This window comes from Micromonospora sp. NBS 11-29 (assembly GCF_002140155.1).
Lineage (GTDB): Bacteria > Actinomycetota > Actinomycetes > Mycobacteriales > Micromonosporaceae > Micromonospora.
In genome coordinates, this window is record NZ_NAPR01000011.1 from 135216 (window position 1) to 150360 (window position 15145).

General features: G+C 73.4%; 11 protein-coding genes and 1 pseudogene. 3 read left to right on the plus strand and 9 right to left on the minus strand.

Annotated elements, in window-relative coordinates; genetic code table 11:
- The 3 genes and pseudogenes from B1205_RS14320 to B1205_RS14330 all read right to left on the minus strand — a co-directional run.
- Positions 1-1266: PucR family transcriptional regulator ligand-binding domain-containing protein (locus tag B1205_RS14320; RefSeq protein WP_441338493.1), on the minus strand; the 1266-nt coding region annotated here is incomplete at its 3' end.
- A 40-nt stretch (positions 1267-1306) separates the two neighbouring features.
- Entirely contained in the window at positions 1307-2758 is a 1452-nt protein-coding gene (gene argG, locus B1205_RS14325) for an argininosuccinate synthase (protein WP_089156067.1), read from the minus strand.
- 28 nt (positions 2759-2786) lie between these two features.
- Positions 2787-3544 (minus strand): annotated as a pseudogene (locus tag B1205_RS14330) (TrmH family RNA methyltransferase).
- Positions 3545-3654: 110 nt separating this feature from the next.
- Between B1205_RS14330 and B1205_RS14335 the strand changes: the two are divergent.
- The gene (locus B1205_RS14335; RefSeq protein ID WP_089156068.1) at positions 3655-5493 is read left to right on the plus strand and encodes a thiamine pyrophosphate-requiring protein; all 1839 of its coding nucleotides are present in this window, start codon (positions 3655-3657) and stop codon (positions 5491-5493) included.
- 52 nt (positions 5494-5545) lie between these two features.
- On the opposite strand, the gene B1205_RS14340 is transcribed toward B1205_RS14335, so the two are convergent.
- Complete coding sequence (locus B1205_RS14340; RefSeq protein ID WP_089156069.1) at positions 5546-6106, minus strand: dihydrofolate reductase family protein; 561 nt, start codon at positions 6104-6106, stop codon at positions 5546-5548.
- A gap of 157 nt (positions 6107-6263) precedes the next feature.
- Positions 6264-8444 carry a transglycosylase domain-containing protein gene (locus B1205_RS14345; protein ID WP_254909947.1) on the minus strand — a complete coding sequence of 727 codons (2181 nt, stop codon included), beginning with the start codon at positions 8442-8444 and terminating at the stop codon, positions 6264-6266.
- Positions 8445-8581: 137 nt separating this feature from the next.
- Here B1205_RS14345 and B1205_RS14350 point away from each other — a divergent pair, with 137 nt between their 5' ends.
- Complete coding sequence (locus B1205_RS14350) at positions 8582-10279, plus strand: glycoside hydrolase family 27 protein (protein WP_089156071.1); 1698 nt, start codon at positions 8582-8584, stop codon at positions 10277-10279.
- 7 nt (positions 10280-10286) lie between these two features.
- On the opposite strand, the gene B1205_RS14355 is transcribed toward B1205_RS14350, so the two are convergent.
- The 3 genes from B1205_RS14355 to B1205_RS14365 all read right to left on the minus strand — a co-directional run bounded on the left by B1205_RS14355 (position 10287) and on the right by B1205_RS14365 (position 12798).
- Entirely contained in the window at positions 10287-11084 is a 798-nt protein-coding gene (locus tag B1205_RS14355; RefSeq protein ID WP_089156072.1) for a hypothetical protein, read from the minus strand.
- 128 nt (positions 11085-11212) lie between these two features.
- On the minus strand, positions 11213-12319 hold the full coding sequence (locus tag B1205_RS14360; protein WP_089156073.1) for an SPFH domain-containing protein: 1107 nt from the start codon (positions 12317-12319) through the stop codon (positions 11213-11215).
- Between the two features lie 5 nt (positions 12320-12324).
- On the minus strand, positions 12325-12798 hold the full coding sequence (locus tag B1205_RS14365; protein ID WP_089156074.1) for an NfeD family protein: 474 nt from the start codon (positions 12796-12798) through the stop codon (positions 12325-12327).
- Positions 12799-12893: 95 nt separating this feature from the next.
- On the opposite strand from B1205_RS14365, the gene B1205_RS14370 reads away from it, so the two are divergent.
- The gene (locus tag B1205_RS14370; RefSeq protein ID WP_089156075.1) at positions 12894-14198 is read left to right on the plus strand and encodes a serine hydrolase domain-containing protein; all 1305 of its coding nucleotides are present in this window, start codon (positions 12894-12896) and stop codon (positions 14196-14198) included.
- A gap of 98 nt (positions 14199-14296) precedes the next feature.
- On the opposite strand, the gene B1205_RS14375 is transcribed toward B1205_RS14370, so the two are convergent.
- Entirely contained in the window at positions 14297-15109 is an 813-nt protein-coding gene (locus B1205_RS14375) for a DUF3097 domain-containing protein (protein WP_089156156.1), read from the minus strand.
- Between the last annotated feature and the right edge of the window lie 36 nt (positions 15110-15145).

A 15145-nucleotide genomic window follows, 5' to 3' on the forward strand; every position in this document is an offset into this window, starting at 1 on the left:
TCGAGCAACCGCAGGGCGAACCGGGGCAACCCCCTCGGCCGGTCGGGGAGCCGGCGGGCGGGCCGGGGCGGCGTCGAGGCGTACCCGGCGCAGCGCAGCGGCGAACGCGGCGAGTGACTTCTCCTCGGCGGCCGGGTCGGGCAACGCCAGCAGCGCGCCCACCGCGTTGTCGTCGACGGCGCTGGTCAGCGCCGTGAGCTTGGCCTCCCGCACGGCCTGGCCGACCGCCTCGGCGAGATCGCGGAGCCGGGCCGGGCCGGCCTCGGGGCCGGTCACGCCGGCGTCGCCGGCCGGGTCGTCGCGGTGCCGGACCACCACGCCGACCAGGTGCCGGCGGTCCAGGGCGACGCCGAGCGCCTTGGCGCGCAGCGCCACTTCGTCCACCGGCCGGGAGTGGTCGATCAGCGCGGTCAGCAGGGTCCGGTGGATCTGCCGTTCCAGGCCCTCGGCGTCTCGGCGGATCAGCCGGCCCAGGGCGAGTGTGGAGGCGGCCCGCTCGACCAGGATGGTGAGCCGGGTCGACGGGGCGGCCTCGGCCGCCGGCCAGCGCAGCAGCAGCCGCCCCCAGTCCTGCCCCCGCGCGCCGACGGTGGTGACCAGCCAGCCGCTGTCCGGGTCGTACGCGGTGCGCCCGGCCGGGCGGATCCGCCGGGAGTGCTGTTCCCAACCGTCCAGCAGCAGCTCCGCGCTCTCCCCCGCCGGGTCGTACGCGAGCACCTGCCGGGACAGGTTCTCCAGCACCACCGGGCAGCCGGCCAGCTCGGCGGCCTGGCGCAGCACCTCGGCCGGCTCGGCGCCCTCCACGGACAGCTCGGTGAACCGCTGGTGGATCTCCTCGGTGGCGCGCAGCTCGGTGAGCTGGGCGTCCACGATCAGCGCGTGCACCGCCTCGGTGATCCGCACGAACGGGGTGGCCCGGCGTAGCTCGACCAGGGGCAGCCCGCGCCGTTCGGCGGCGGCGGCCATCACCCGGGGCACGCCGCTGACGTAGCGGCGGCCCAGCTCGACGACCAGCCCGGAGACGCCGACGTCGGCCAGGTCGCCGATGAACGCGCGCAGCCCGGCGTCGTCGGCGGGGAGCCCGATGCCGGTGGTGAGCACCAGCTCCCCGCCGCCGAGCAGGGTGGCGATGTCGGGTACCTCGGCCACGTGCACCCACCGCACCGGGCGGTCCAGCCCGGCGTCGCCGGCGACCAGCCGGGGCGCGCCGTGGCGCACCGGCACCAGGGCCAGCACCTCACGCACGGTAGGGAACACGGGCGCCACGCTACCCTGCGTCACAGCCGCCCTCGACGCGCCGCCCGGTTCAGTCGACGCCGAACTCCATCGCGGCCCGGTCGAGCGCCTCGTCGTCGGCGGAGGGCACGCCCCGGGAGGCGATGGCCTCCGCGCCGCCCTGCGGCATCGCGCCGATCAGACCGGTCGAGGCCGCCTGCGCGGCGCCGACCATGCGCTGGGGTGCGGTGCCGCCGACCATGCCGAGGGAGGCGTACTGCTCCAGCTTCGCGCGCGAGTCGGCGATGTCCAGGTTGCGCATGGTGAGCTGGCCGATCCGGTCCGACGGCCCGAAGGCCGAGTCCTCGGTACGCTCCATGGACAGCTTGTCCGGGTGGTAGCTGAACGCCGGGCCGGTGGTGTCGAGGATCGAGTAGTCCTCGCCCCGGCGCAGCCGCAACGTCACCTCGCCGGTGACCGCCGTGCCGACCCAGCGCTGCAACGACTCGCGCAGCATCAGCGCCTGCGGGTCCAGCCAGCGACCCTCGTACATCAGCCGGCCCAGGCGGCGGCCCTCGGTGTGGTAGTTCGCCAGCGTGTCCTCGTTGTGGATGGCGTTGACCAGCCGCTCGTACGCGGCGTGCAGCAGCGCCATGCCGGGCGCCTCGTAGATGCCCCGGCTCTTGGCCTCGATGATCCGGTTCTCAATCTGGTCGGACATGCCCAGCCCGTGCCGCCCGCCGATGGCGTTGGCCTCCAGCACCAGGTCGACGGCGCTGCCGAACTCCTTGCCGTTGATCGTCACCGGGCGGCCCTGGTCGAAGCCGATCGTGACGTCCTCGGTGGGGATCTCCACCGTCGGGTCCCAGAACCGGACCCCCATGATCGGGTCGACCGTCTCGATGCCGGTGTCGAGGTGTTCCAGCGTCTTCGCCTCGTGGGTGGCGCCCCAGATGTTGGCGTCGGTGGAGTACGCCTTCTCGGTGCTGTCCCGGTAGGGCAGGTCGCGGTCGAGCAGCCACTCCGACATCTCCTTGCGCCCACCCAGCTCGGTGACGAAGGCGGTGTCGAGCCACGGCTTGTAGATGCGGAGCTGCGGGTTGGCCAGCAGGCCGTACCGGTAGAACCGCTCGATGTCGTTGCCCTTGAACGTCGAGCCGTCGCCCCAGATCTGCACGTCGTCGGAGATCATCGCCCGGACCAGCAGGGTGCCGGTCACGGCCCGGCCCAGCGGGGTGGTGTTGAAGTAGGCCCGCCCGCCGGAGCGGATGTGGAAGGCCCCGCAGGTCAGCGCCGCGAGCCCTTCCTCAACCAGGGCGGCGCGGCAGTCGACGAGCCGGGCGACCTCGGCGCCGTAGCTGAGCGCGCGGCCGGGCACCGAGCCGATGTCGGGCTCGTCGTACTGGCCGATGTCGGCCGTGTAGGCGCAGGGGACGGCGCCCTTGTCGCGCATCCACGCGACCGCGACCGAGGTGTCGAGGCCGCCGGAGAAGGCGATGCCGACACGTTCGCCGATGGGCAGGGAGGTGAGAACCTTGGACACAGGGAAGATTATGCAGAAACTCGCATGGTCATGCAAGCGGATCGTCGCGGCCCAGTTCCCAGCAGGCCACCGCCGTGGCGGCGGCGACGTTCAGCGAGTCCNGGTCAGCCCGGCCCCCTCCGCGCCCAGCAGCAGCGCCGCCCGGGCCCGCTGACCGTCGGTGAGCCGCTGGATCGGCACCGCGTCCGGCGCCGGCGTCAGCGCGAGCACGGTGAAACCGGCCGCCCGCACCTCGTCCAGCCCCGCCGGCCAGCGCTCCAGCTTCGCGTACGGCACGGCGAACACCTCGCCCATGCTGACCCGTACGCTGCGCCGGTAGAGCGGATCGGCGCAGGTCGGCGACAGCAGCACCGCGTCCACCCCGAGGGCCGCCACGGCCCGGAAGATCGCACCCAGGTTCGTGTGGTTGTTGACGTCCTCCAGGATCACCACCCGCCGGGCGGCGGCGAGCACCTCGGCGGCCGACGGCAGCGGCCGGCGGTGGAACGAGGCGAGCACGCCCCGGTGCACGTGGAAGCCGGTGGCCCGCTGGAGCACCTCCGGGACGGCGGCGTAGACGGGCGTGTCGCCGGTGTCGAGGTCGGCGAGCTGGTCCACCCGCTTGGCGTCGACCAGGTACGAACGCGCCGGGTAGCCGGCCCGCAGCGCCCGCCGCAGCACCAGCTCCCCCTCGGCGATGAACAGGCCGTGCGGCGGCTCCCAGCGGGTCCGCAACTCCACGTCGGTCAACGCGCGGTAGTCGGCGATCCGGTCGTCGTCGGGGTCGGTGATCTCGTGGACGGGCACCGGACGATTCTGCCCCGTACCACCGGGCGCCCCCGGCGCGGGCCGGGTTTCCGCCGTTCGAGCCGGGGAACGGAGCGGAGGAAGCGGACACCGGCGAAGGGACCACCACGATGGGCGCGGACCACCCCGACGACGGCCGGCTGCCCCGCCATGCCACGGTCGCCGACCACATCGTGGCCCGGCTCGCGGAGTGGGGGGTGCACCGCTACTACGGCTATCCCGGGGACGGGATCAACGGCATGACCTCGGCACTGCAACGCGCCGAGGGCCGCGCCCGGTTCATCCAGGTCCGCCACGAGGAGACCGCCGGCTTCGCGGCCGGCGCACACGTCAAGTACGGCGGCGGTCCGCTCGGCTGCGTGGTGGTGACCAGCGGTCCGGGCGCGATCCACGCGCTCAACGGCCTCTACGACGCCAAGCTCGACCACCAGCCGGTGGTGGCGCTGCTCGGGCACACCGCGCTGCCGGCCGAGGGCGGCGGCTACTACCAGGAGGTGGACCTGCTCGCGCTCTACAAGGACGTGGCCGGCGACTTCCTGGCCCAGCTCGACGACCCGTCCCAGGCCCGGCACCTGGTGGACCGGGCCTGCCGCACCGCGCTCGCCCGGCGTACCGTGACCGCCCTGGTCCTCCCCTCCGACGTGCAGGACGAACCGGCGGTGCCGCAGCCGCCGCACGCGCACGGCTACTACCACACCAGCGCGGTGCCGAGCAGCCCGCCGACCGTGCCACCCGCCGCCGACGTACGCCGGGCCGCCGAGGTGCTGCGCGGCGGCGAGCGGGTGGCGATGCTGGTCGGGCAGGGCGCGCTCGGCGCCGAGGACGAGGTACGCCGGATCGCCGACCGTCTCGGCGCCGGCGTGACCACCGCGCTGCTCGGCTTCGCCGCCGTCGACCACCGGCAGCCCTGGGTCACCGGCGCGATCGGCCTGCTCGGCAGTCGCCCGAGCTGGCAGCTCATGCGCGAGTGCGACCGGCTGCTGATCGTCGGCAGCCAGATGCCGTACTCGGAGTTCTATCCGCCGGAGGGGCAGGCCCGGGCCGTGCAGATCGACATCGACGGCAGCCGGATGGGGCTGCGCTACCCGACCGAGGTGAACCTGACCGGCGACGCCGGCCCGACGCTGCGCGCCCTGATCGACGAGCTGGGCCCCGGCCCGGCGCCGACCGCCTGGCGGGCCACCATCGCCGACGCCACCGGCAAGTGGCGCGCGGCCCAGCGGGAGCTGGCCGGGCAGCCGGCCGACCCGGTCAACCCGCAGGCGTTGTTCGCCGCGCTCGACGACGCGCTGCCCGACGACGCCATGCTCGCCGTGGACTGCGGCACCGCCACCGCCTGGTACGCCCGCCACCTGCGGGTCCGCCCGGGGATGCTGGCCAGCCTCTCCGGCACGCTGCTGTCGATGGGCGGTGGGATGCCGTACGCGCTGGCGGCGAAGTTCGCCCACCCGGACCGGCCGGTGATCGCGCTGCTCGGCGACGGGGCGATGCAGATGAACGGCGTCAACGAGCTGATCACGGTGGCGAAGTACTGGCGGGAGTGGGCCGACCCCCGCTTCGTGGTGCTGGTGCTCAACAACCGGGACCTGTCGTTCGTCAGCTGGGAACAGCGCTCCGGCGAGGGGACGCCGAGGTTCCCGGACAGCCAGGACCTGCCCGACGTGGCGTACCACCGGTGGGCGGAGGTGCTGGGGCTCGGCGGCGAGCTGGTCGACTCGCCCGGGCAGGTGCCCGACCTGTGGCAGCGGATGCTGCGCGCGGACCGGCCCGTGGTCGTCAACGCGGTGGTGGACCCGGCGGAGCTGATGCTGCCGCCGCACTTCACCGCCGAGCAGGCCCGCAAGACGGCCGCCGCGCTGCTGCGCGGGGACAGCGACCGGGCGGGCATCCTCCGCCGCGGGGTGCCCGCCGCGCTCGCCACCTACCGGCCCCGCCGCCGCGGCCGGTGACCGGCCGGGTCGCTCCCACCGCCGGTCAGGCCCGCACCGCTCCCGCCGCCGGTCAGGCCCGCTCGTAGCGCAGCAGCACCGACCGGCCGTCGAACCCGCGGCTCCCGACCAGCCGCAGGTCCTGGCGGGCCAGGTCGGGCAGCAACCGCCGGCCGCCGCCGAGCAGCACCGGGTGCACGATCACCTGGTACTCGTCGACCAGCCCGAGCGCGGCCAGCGCCGCCGCCGCGCCGGTTCCGCCGGTGACCAGCAGGTCGCCGTCGAACCGGGCCCGTACCCGTGCCAGCTCCGTGGCCAGGTCGCCGCCGCCGATCACCAGCGCGTCGTGGTCGGCGGTGGCGAGCGTGCGGGAGACGACCACCTTCGGGGTACGCCGCCAGATCGGCGCGAACGCCCGGTCGTGCGGGTGGTCGGAGATCGACTCGACCCGTGGCCAGTAGGAGGACATCATCTCCCACACCCGCCGCCCGTAGACGAACGCGGCGGCCCGCTCGGACAGGCCGATCGAGTACGCGGACAGTTCCGCCCCCATCTCCGGCCAGTCGAACTCGCCCTTCGGCCCCTCGATGAACCCGTCGACCGAGACGTGCACCCCGTAGACGACCCTGCTCATGCCGTGCTCCTCCGCGTACCGGTGCGCGCCCGTTCGAACGCGCTCGCCGGTGGGTCGGAGCCGACCGGCCCGATCCGACAGCCGGACGTCGTCAGGTTGGGTGAGTGGTTAAGAAGGGGCCCCTCCTATACCGGAGGCGTTAAGAAGGTCCCCTTCCTTACCCCCGGCCGCGCAGCCAGCGGAGGGGATTGGGGGTGGGGGTGGGGGTGGTTTCGGGCTCGGGTTGGGGTTGGGGGCGCTGGGGGGTGCCGGCCAGGGCGCGGCTGGGTGCGGTGAAGTCGCGTACCGGCTCACCGGTGACGGCTGCCGCGATGACCCGGGCCACCGCGTCGATCACCCGGGTCTGCACCGCGGAGCCGACCAGGTCGGTCGCGTCGTCCGGGTTGGCCGCGATGCCGGCCACGGCCACCTGCGGGGTGAAGCCGACGAACGTCTCGGTGGCGTTCCGCTCCGAGCTGCCCGTCTTGCCGGCCACCGGTCGGCCGACGATCCGGTCGACCCCGGTGGCGGTGCCGCCGTTGCACTGCCCGTACGCGGACTGCTGGCCGACCGGGCAGCGGGCCGCGTCGGTGGCCGCCCGGGCCACGTCCGGCTCCAGCACCCGCTTGCAGTTCGGCTGACCCACGTCGACCGTCCCGCCGTCCGGCGCGGTCACCGAGACCACCGGCAGCGGCGTGCAGTACGTGCCCTCGGCGGCCACGGTCGCGTACGCGTTGGCCAGGTCGAGCGGGGTGGTGGCGGCCACGCCGAGGGTGAACGCGCCCCAGTTCGCGGCGCCGTCGCGGGCGAACGCGGCGTCGGCGTCGGCCCGGAACGTGATGCCGAGCCGCTGCGCCATCTCCACCACCCGGTCCTGGCCGACCTGCTCGGCCAGCCAGACGAAGTACGTGTTCACGGAGCGGCCGAAGCCGTCCCACATCATCCGGTAGCCGTCCATCCACTCCGGGTTGGCGTTGGCCGGGCACCAGGTGCCGGCGCAGTTGCCCTCGTCGTCGGAGGCGTAGCGGGTGGGCAGCTTGGCGGGCGCGTCGAAGCCGGTGGCGAGCGGCTTGCCGGCTTCCAGCGCGGCCAGCATGGTGAACATCTTGAACGTCGAGCCGGCCTGGTAGCCGTCGACGCTGGCCCCGCCGGAGATCAGCGGGTTGACCGTGTTCGGGTGGTTGGCCTGCCCGGCCGGGTTGTCGGCGAGGCTGTAGTGCCGGTTGACCGCCATGGCGAGCACCCGGCCGGTGCCGGGCTCGACCGCCGCGATCGGCAGCGCGCGCTTGTCGTCGTACCCGTAGACCTTGGTGGCCTGCGCCTGCGCGGTCTGCTGGACCATCGGGTCGAGCGTGGTGACCACCCGGTAGCCGCCGCGGCGCAGCGCCTGTTCGCGTTCCTCGGCGGTGTCGCCGAAGGCCGGTTGGGTGAGCCACCACTGGCGCAGGTAGTCGCAGAAGAAGCCCCACCCGTCGCGGTCCGGCCCGGTCGCGGTGCAGCCGTTGGGCTGCGCGGTCGGGCGCAGCCTGAGCGGCTCGGTCGTGGCCGTCGCGGCCTGCGCCGTGGTGATCGCGCCGGTCTCGGCCATCGCGTCGAGCACGTATCCCCGGCGGGCCAGCGCCGCGTCCTTGTCCCCGTCGATCGGGCTGTACGCGTCGGGCGACTGGACCAGCCCGGCGAGCAGCGCCGCCTCACCGAGGGTCAGGTCGGCCGGCGCCTTGCCGAAGTAGCGCTGGGCGGCGGCGGCCACGCCGTAGGCGCCGGAGCCGAAGTAGGCGATGTTCAGGTAGCGGTTGAGGATCTCGTCCTTGGACAGCGACTGCTCCAGCGCGTTCGCGTACCGGATCTCCTGGAGCTTGCGCGCGACGGTCTGCTCGGTGGCGGCCTGCCGCTGCTCGGCGGTGCGGGTCGGGTCGGTCTTGAGCACGTTGCGGACGTACTGCATGGTCAGCGTGGAGCCGCCCTGCTCGGTGCCGCCGCCGGCGACGTTCGCCACCAGCGCGCGGGCGATGCCGCGCAGGTCCGCGCCGCCGTGGGAGTAGAAACGCCGGTCCTCAGCGGCGACGATCGCCTGGCGCATCACCGGGGCGATCTCGGCCAGCGGCACGTCGGTGCGGTTCACGTCGTAGAACGTGGTGATCAGCGTGGTGCCGTCGTTGGCGTAGAGGTAGGAGCGCTGCGGCTGCGCGGGGGTGCGCAACGCGTCGGGCAGTTCCGCGTACGCCCCGAGCGCCCGGTTGGCGACGAACCCGCCGAGCAGGCCGGTCGGCAGCGCGGCGAGCGCGAGGACGAGCCCGGCGAGCAGACCCGCGAGCAGCACGGTGAGCAGCCGCGACAGGGGCGGCCGGGGAGACGGCATGGCGCCAAGGATTGCCACGAAATTCGCGATTCGACCACTGTCGGANCATTCGGCGATGTTAGCGCTAACACTGAACAGGTTCGCACGATTTCCGACAGATGAGCGCAGCAATCCTCGCGAAACGGAAGGAAGGTCGGATGCATGCACCCACCAGTACCGTCCGGGTCCTGGCCGCACTGTCCCTCGCGCTGGCCACCACGGTCGCCGCGACGGCCGGCACAGCGGTGCCGGCGGCCGCCACGCCGGCCGGTCGGGCAGCCGTCGCGACGAGCGCCACGGCCGCGGCGGACCCGGTGGTGAGCCGACCGCCCATGGGTTGGGCGTCCTGGAACACATTCGCCGCGAAGATCGACTACAACGTGATCAAGGCGCAGGTCGACAGCCTCGTGGCCAGCGGACTCAAGGACGCCGGCTACGAGTACGTCAACATCGACGAGGGCTGGTGGCAGGGCACCCGGGACGCGGCCGGCAACATCACCGTGGACACCACCGAGTGGCCCGGCGGGATGAAAGCCATCGCGGACTACATCCACAGCAAGGGGCTGAAGGCGGGCATCTATACCGACGCCGGGCGCGACGGCTGCGGCTACTACTACCCGACCGGCCGACCGGCCGCGCCCGGTTCGGGCAGCGAGGGGCACTACGACCAGGACTTCCTCGCGTTCTCCCGCTGGGGCTTCGACTTCGTGAAGGTCGACTGGTGCGGCGGCGCCGCCGAAGGGCTCAACCCGCGCACCGCCTACCAGGCGATCAGCGACGCCATCGGCCGCGCCACCGCGCAGACCGGCCGGCCGATGGTGCTGTCGGTCTGCAACTGGGGGGTGCAGAACCCGTGGGACTGGGCGCCCGGAATGTCGACCATGTGGCGCACCAGCGGGGACATCATCTACTACGGCCAGCAGCCGTCCATGGACCGCGTGCTGGCCAACTTCGACTCCGCGCAACACCCCGCCGCCCAGAGCGTCGGCCACTACAACGATCCGGACATGCTGGTCGCCGGGATGCCCGGGTTCAGCGCGGCCCAGAACCGGACCCACCTGAGCCTGTGGGCGATCTCCGGCGCCCCGCTGCTCGCCGGCAACAACCTGACCACGATGTCCGCCGAGACCCGGGCCATCCTCGGCAACCGGGAGGTCGTCGCCATCGACCAGGACCCGCTGAGCCGCCAGGGCGTCAAGGTCGCCGAGGACGCCGCCGGGCTCCAGGTCTACAGCAAGGTGCTCGCCACCAGCGGCCGGCGGGCCGTGGTGCTGCTCAACCGCACCGGCTCGGCAGCCACCGTCACGGCCCGCTTCGCCGACCTCGGGCTGGGCGCCAGTGCGACCGTACGCAACGTGTGGAGCGCCACCGACCTGGGCACCCGGACGACCAGCTACTCGACGACCGTGCCGGCCCGCGAGGCCGTCCTGCTCGTCGTCGCCGGCACCGAGAACCCCGGCGGCGGCACCCGGACCGGCGCGCTCGTCGGTCGGCAGTCCGGCCGCTGCCTGGACATCAACAACTTCGCCACCACCAACGGCACCCAGGCCCAGCTCTGGGACTGCACCGCGGCGAGCAACCAGACCTGGACGTACACCTCCGGCCGGCAGCTCACGATCTACGGCAACAAGTGCCTCGACGCGTACAACGCCGGCACCACGAACGGCACGCGGGCGGTCATCTGGGACTGCAACGGCCAGGCCAACCAGCAGTGGTCCGTCAACTCCGACGGCACGATCCGGGGCGTACAGTCCGGCCTCTGCCTCGACGCGTCGGGCGCGGCCACCGCGAACGGCACGAAGATCGTGCTCTGGACGTGCGGCTCCGCCGACAACCAGCGGTGGAGCTGGCGCTAGCCCCGCCTCAGCTGGCGGCGAGCGGGCCGCCGCCGGCCCCGGGGCCCGCNGCGGCGACGCTGGCGGCGGCCGCGTCACGGGCGATGATCTCCGGGACCAGGCGACCGCTGCGGTAGCCGATGCCGATGCCGGCGATCAGCACGAAGATCGCACCGAAGGTCTGCAACGAACCGATCAGCGCCCCGCCCAGGCCGAGCAGCGGAGCGGCGATCATCAGCATGGTCCCGTCGCCGTAGGAGAACATCCCGGAGCGGGCGACCGACCAACCGGTGAGGAACCAGCCCACGCTGTAGCAGGTCGCTCCGACCAGCACGACGCTGCGCGCGGTGAGGCCGAACACCGGCGTCTGCTCGGCCAGCCCCGCGAACGGCAGCATCAGCACCATCCCGCCGATGCTGGCCAGCAGCCCGGCCAGGGCGATCCGGCGGCAGCGGGTGGCGGCGAGCAGACCGGTCAACGCGAGCAGGGCGAGCAGCCCGAGCCAGACCGACGCCACCCAGCCGACCAGGTAGACCGCCCGGCCGTCGGCCGGGTAGGGGTCGTTGCCCACGCCGCCGTCGCTGGCCATCGCCACCAGGCCGTAGACGATCGCGTACGCGGGCAGCAGCCAGACCGCCGCGCGGGCGAACCGGCGGACCGACCAGGCCCAGGTCGCGTCCGTGGCCGGGGCCCCCCGCCCCGGCTCGGACACGAACGGCAAAACCCCGAAACCCCCTCCGGTACGCCGGGAGCCGAGCGGCCCGCCGGGGTCGTGCGCGCCGGGGACCGGGGTACGGGAGAAGAGCCGGTTCGCCGGTTCCTTCATGCGCCACCTCGCTCGCGTCACGGGCGGCCCGGGACACGCGACGGCGCCCCGGACCCGCTCACCACCGTCCTCGTGACCGATGGTGGCAGGCGCCGGGGCGCCGGATGAGCGATTCTCGGATTTGCCGCTCAGCCCCGCTCGCGCTGGTCGGCCGGGTCGTTCAGCAGCGTCGCCGGGGACACCGGTTCCGGGGCCGGCAGGCCCTGGGGGGTGTTGCCGCCGGTGGCCTGCGCCTCCGCCACGCGTACCTCGTCGTGGATCTCCTGGGCCGCCACGGCCGCGGCCTGGGCCGCCTCGGCGGCCTCCCGCTCCACCTCGGTGGCGCTCTTGCTGGCCTCCGGCGTCGGCGCGTCGCCGACCATGTTGGCCAGGCCGCCCAGCGCGCCGCCCATGCCCTCCAGGGCCCTGGTCAGCTCGGTCGGGACGATCCAGACCTTGTTGGCGGTGCCGTTGGCGATCTGCGGCAGCGCCTGGAGGTACTGGTAGGCCAGCACCTTCTGGCTCGGGTTGGCGGTGTGGATCGCGTCGAAGACGGTGCGGATGGCCTTGGCCTGACCCTCAGCCTGGAGGATCCGGGCCTGCCGGTCACCGTCGGCGCGCAGCACGGCGGCCTGCTTCTCGCCCTCGGCGGTGAGGATCTGCGACTGCTTGTGCCCCTCGGCGTTGAGGATGGCGGCGCGGCGGTCCCGCTCGGCGCGCATCTGCTTCTCCATCGAGTCGCGGATGCTCGGCGGCGGCTCGATCGCCTTGATCTCCACCCGGGTCACCTTGATGCCCCAGCGCCCGGTGGTCTCGTCCAGCACGCCGGACAGGTGCCGGTTGATCTCCTCCCGGCTGGTCAGCGCGCGCTCCAGGTCCAGCGAGCCGATCACGTTACGCAGGGTGGTGACGGTGAGCTGCTCGATCGCCTGGAGGAAGTTGGAGATCTCGTAGGTGGCCCGGACCGAGTCGACCACCTTGAAGTAGAGCACCGTGTCGATCGAGACGACCAGGTTGTCCGAGGTGATCACCGGCTGCGGCGGGAAGCTGACCACCTGCTCGCGCAGGTCGACCTTGGTGCGCACCGCGTCGACGAACGGCACCAGCAGGTTGAGGCCCGGGTTCAAGGTGCGCTTGTACCGACCGAGCCGCTCCACCACGTCCTGGCGCTGCTGCGGCACGATCCGCACCGCCTTCGCCAGTGTCACCACGACGATCACCGCCATGGCGATCAGAAGGATCGCTGCAAACTCCATATGGTTCACCCTCTCGTCTCGGGCAGCTCGCCCGGGGCGGAAATGTCGTTCTGCCAGACCAGGGCGGTCGCGCCCCGGACCTTTATCACCTGCACCCGCTCGCCCACCGCGTACGCCTGCGTCGCGTCGAACGACCGGGCCGACCACAGCTCGCCATCGATCTTGACCATGCCGCGCTCGGCGTCCACCGACTCCAGGACCACCGCGGTGGACCCCTCGATCGCCTCGACGCCGAACGGCTGCTCGCCGGTCTCCAGCGCCGACCGGGTGTTCCGGCGGATCGCCGGCCGGGCCAGCGCCAGGGAGAGCGCCGAGACGACCGCGAAGATCACCGCTTGGAGCGCCACCGGCGCGCCGAGCGCCGCGGCGCCGGCGGCGGCGAACGCCCCGACGCCGAACATGATCAGGAACAGCGTCGTCGTGAAGATCTCGGCGACCGCCAATACCACACCCAGAACGATCCAGAACACGGCGTCCATGTGACCAATCGTGACACGTCGGAGCACGTGTCATCGAACTGTCATGATCGCTAGGCTCGGTGCGCTCCCGCATCCGGCCGCCGAGGAGGACGACCATGGCCTTGCTGCCCGAAACCACCCGCCAGATCGACCTGTTGGTCGCCCGCGCCCAGGCGGAGGGACGCGGGCCATCCGTCGCCCTCGGCGTGGTCCGCGACGGCGACCTGGCCCATCTGGCGGTCGCCGGCGAGCAGCCCCGCCCCGACGGCGACCTGCAGTACCGGATCGGCTCCANCATGACCGCGGTGCTGGTGATGCGGGAGCGCGACGCCGGCCGGCTGACGTTGGACGACCCGCTCGATCAGCACCTGCCCGGCACCCCGGTCGGCGCGCTCACCGTGCGCCAACTGCTCGGCCACGCCAGCGGCCTGCAACGCGAGCCGGACGGCCAGTGGTGGGAGCGGGCCGGCGGAACCGACCTGGACACCCTGCTCGCCGGGCTGACGCCGGCCAAGATCGCCTACCCGCCGCACCGCGTCTACCACTACTCAAACCTGGCGTACGGGCTGCTCGGCGCCGCGCTGGAGCGGATCACCGGCACGCCGTGGATCGAGCTGCTGACCACGCGGCTGCTGGCACCGCTCGGCATGAGCCGCACCACCTACCGCCCGACCGAGCCGTACGCCCACGGGTACGTGGTCCACCCCTGGCACGACACCCTGCGGGAGGAGCCGCGTACCGAGACCGGGGCGATGGCGCCGGCCGGGCAGCTCTGGTCGACCGTCGAGGACCTGGCCCGCTGGGCGGCCTTCCTCGCCGACCCGGACCCGGCGCTGCTCGACCCGGCCACCCTGACCGAAATGTGCGTGCCGGTGGCGATCAACGACCTGGACTCGTGGACCGGGGGGCACGGCCTCGGCGTGGAGCTCTACCGGGTCGGCGACCGCGTGTACGTGGGCCACGGCGGATCGATGCCCGGCTATGTCGCCGGCCTGGTCGTGCACCGCCCCACCCGGACCGCGGTGGTCGACTTCGCCAACTCGTACGGGCTGCGCGGCGGCCACCACATCACCGGACTGGCCCGTGACGTACTCACCCGGGTGCTGGACGCCGAGCCGGCCGCGCCCGCGCCGTGGCGCCCGGCCGCGCCGCCGCCCGCCACCCTGGTCGAGCTGACCGGCCGCTGGTGGTGGATGGGCGCGGAGTACGAGTTCCGCGTCGACCCGGCCGGCGACCTGGTGGGCGGCCCGGTGGGCAGGCCGCTGCTCCGCTTCACCCCGGAGGGCCCGGACCGCTGGCGGGGCCGCTCCGGGGCCCAGGACGGCGAGATCCTCACCGTCGTCCGGGACTCCTCCGGCAGGGCGGTCGCACTCGACGTCGCCACCTTCGTCCTCACCCGCACCCCCGACGAGGCCCCCTGACCCCCCGAGGTAGCACCCCGACAGATCCACCACCATCGTCGGAACCGAGCCGCGAACCCGGCCCGCGACGGGGCCGGGGGCGACCGTGACCGCAACCACTAGTCAGGCGAGGTGACGAAATCGATCAACCGCTCCATGGCGTTGATCAACGGCGTCTCCACGTCGGCGAAACTGTCCACCCGGGACAGGATGTGCCGCCACATGTCGGCCGGCTCGGCCACCCCGAGGGCGGCGCACACACCCTCCTTCCACGGGCGGCCCGGCGGCACCACCGGCCACGCCGGGATGCCCAGGGCCGCCGGCCGTACCGCCTGCCACACGTCGACGTAGGGATGCCCGGTGACCAGCACGTACGGCGAGGTCACCCGGGCCACGATCCGGCTCTCCTTGGAGCCGGGCACCAGGTGGTCGACCAGCACGCCGAGCCGGCGACCCGGGCCGGGGGCGAACGCGCGCACCTCGGCGTCGAGCGCGTCGATGCCGTCCAGCGGCTCCACCACCACACCCTCGATCCGCAGGTCGTCGCCCCAGATCCGCTCGACCAGCGCGGCGTCGTGCACCCCCTCCACCCAGATGCGGCTGGCCTTGGCGACCTGCGCCCGCACGCCGTCGACCGCGATCGAGCCGGACGCGGTGCGTCGCCGGGCGGCGGGTGCCGGGGCGCGGCTCGGCCGGCGTAGCGTGACCGGCCGGCCGTCGAGCAGGAACGCGGCGGGCAGCAGCGGGAAGTTGCGTCGGCACCCGTGCCGGTCCTCCAGCACCACCGCACCGGAGTCGAAACCGACCACCGCGCCGCAGAACCCGGAGTCGGCGTCCTCGACCACGAGGTCGGGCTCCGCGTCGACCTCCGGGGTGACCTTCCGCCGCCGCCAGTCGCCCGCGAGCACGTCCCCGTCGTATCGCCCAGCCATGTCGATCACGCTAGTCACCGGCTCGGCGTGTCGCCC

Excerpts from the sequence above, each read along its gene's own strand:
- B1205_RS14335 (WP_089156068.1), top strand. The coding sequence starts at position 3,655 with ATGGGCGCGGACCACCCCGACGACGGCCGGCTGCCCCGCCATGCCACG.
- B1205_RS14340 (WP_089156069.1), bottom strand. The coding sequence starts at position 6,106 with ATGAGCAGGGTCGTCTACGGGGTGCACGTCTCGGTCGACGGGTTCATC.
- B1205_RS14345 (WP_254909947.1), bottom strand. The coding sequence starts at position 8,444 with ATGCCGTCTCCCCGGCCGCCCCTGTCGCGGCTGCTCACCGTGCTGCTC.
- B1205_RS14350 (WP_089156071.1), top strand. The coding sequence starts at position 8,582 with ATGCATGCACCCACCAGTACCGTCCGGGTCCTGGCCGCACTGTCCCTC.
- B1205_RS14360 (WP_089156073.1), bottom strand. The coding sequence starts at position 12,319 with ATGGAGTTTGCAGCGATCCTTCTGATCGCCATGGCGGTGATCGTCGTG.
- B1205_RS14365 (WP_089156074.1), bottom strand. The coding sequence starts at position 12,798 with ATGGACGCCGTGTTCTGGATCGTTCTGGGTGTGGTATTGGCGGTCGCC.
- B1205_RS14375 (WP_089156156.1), bottom strand. The coding sequence starts at position 15,109 with ATGGCTGGGCGATACGACGGGGACGTGCTCGCGGGCGACTGGCGGCGG.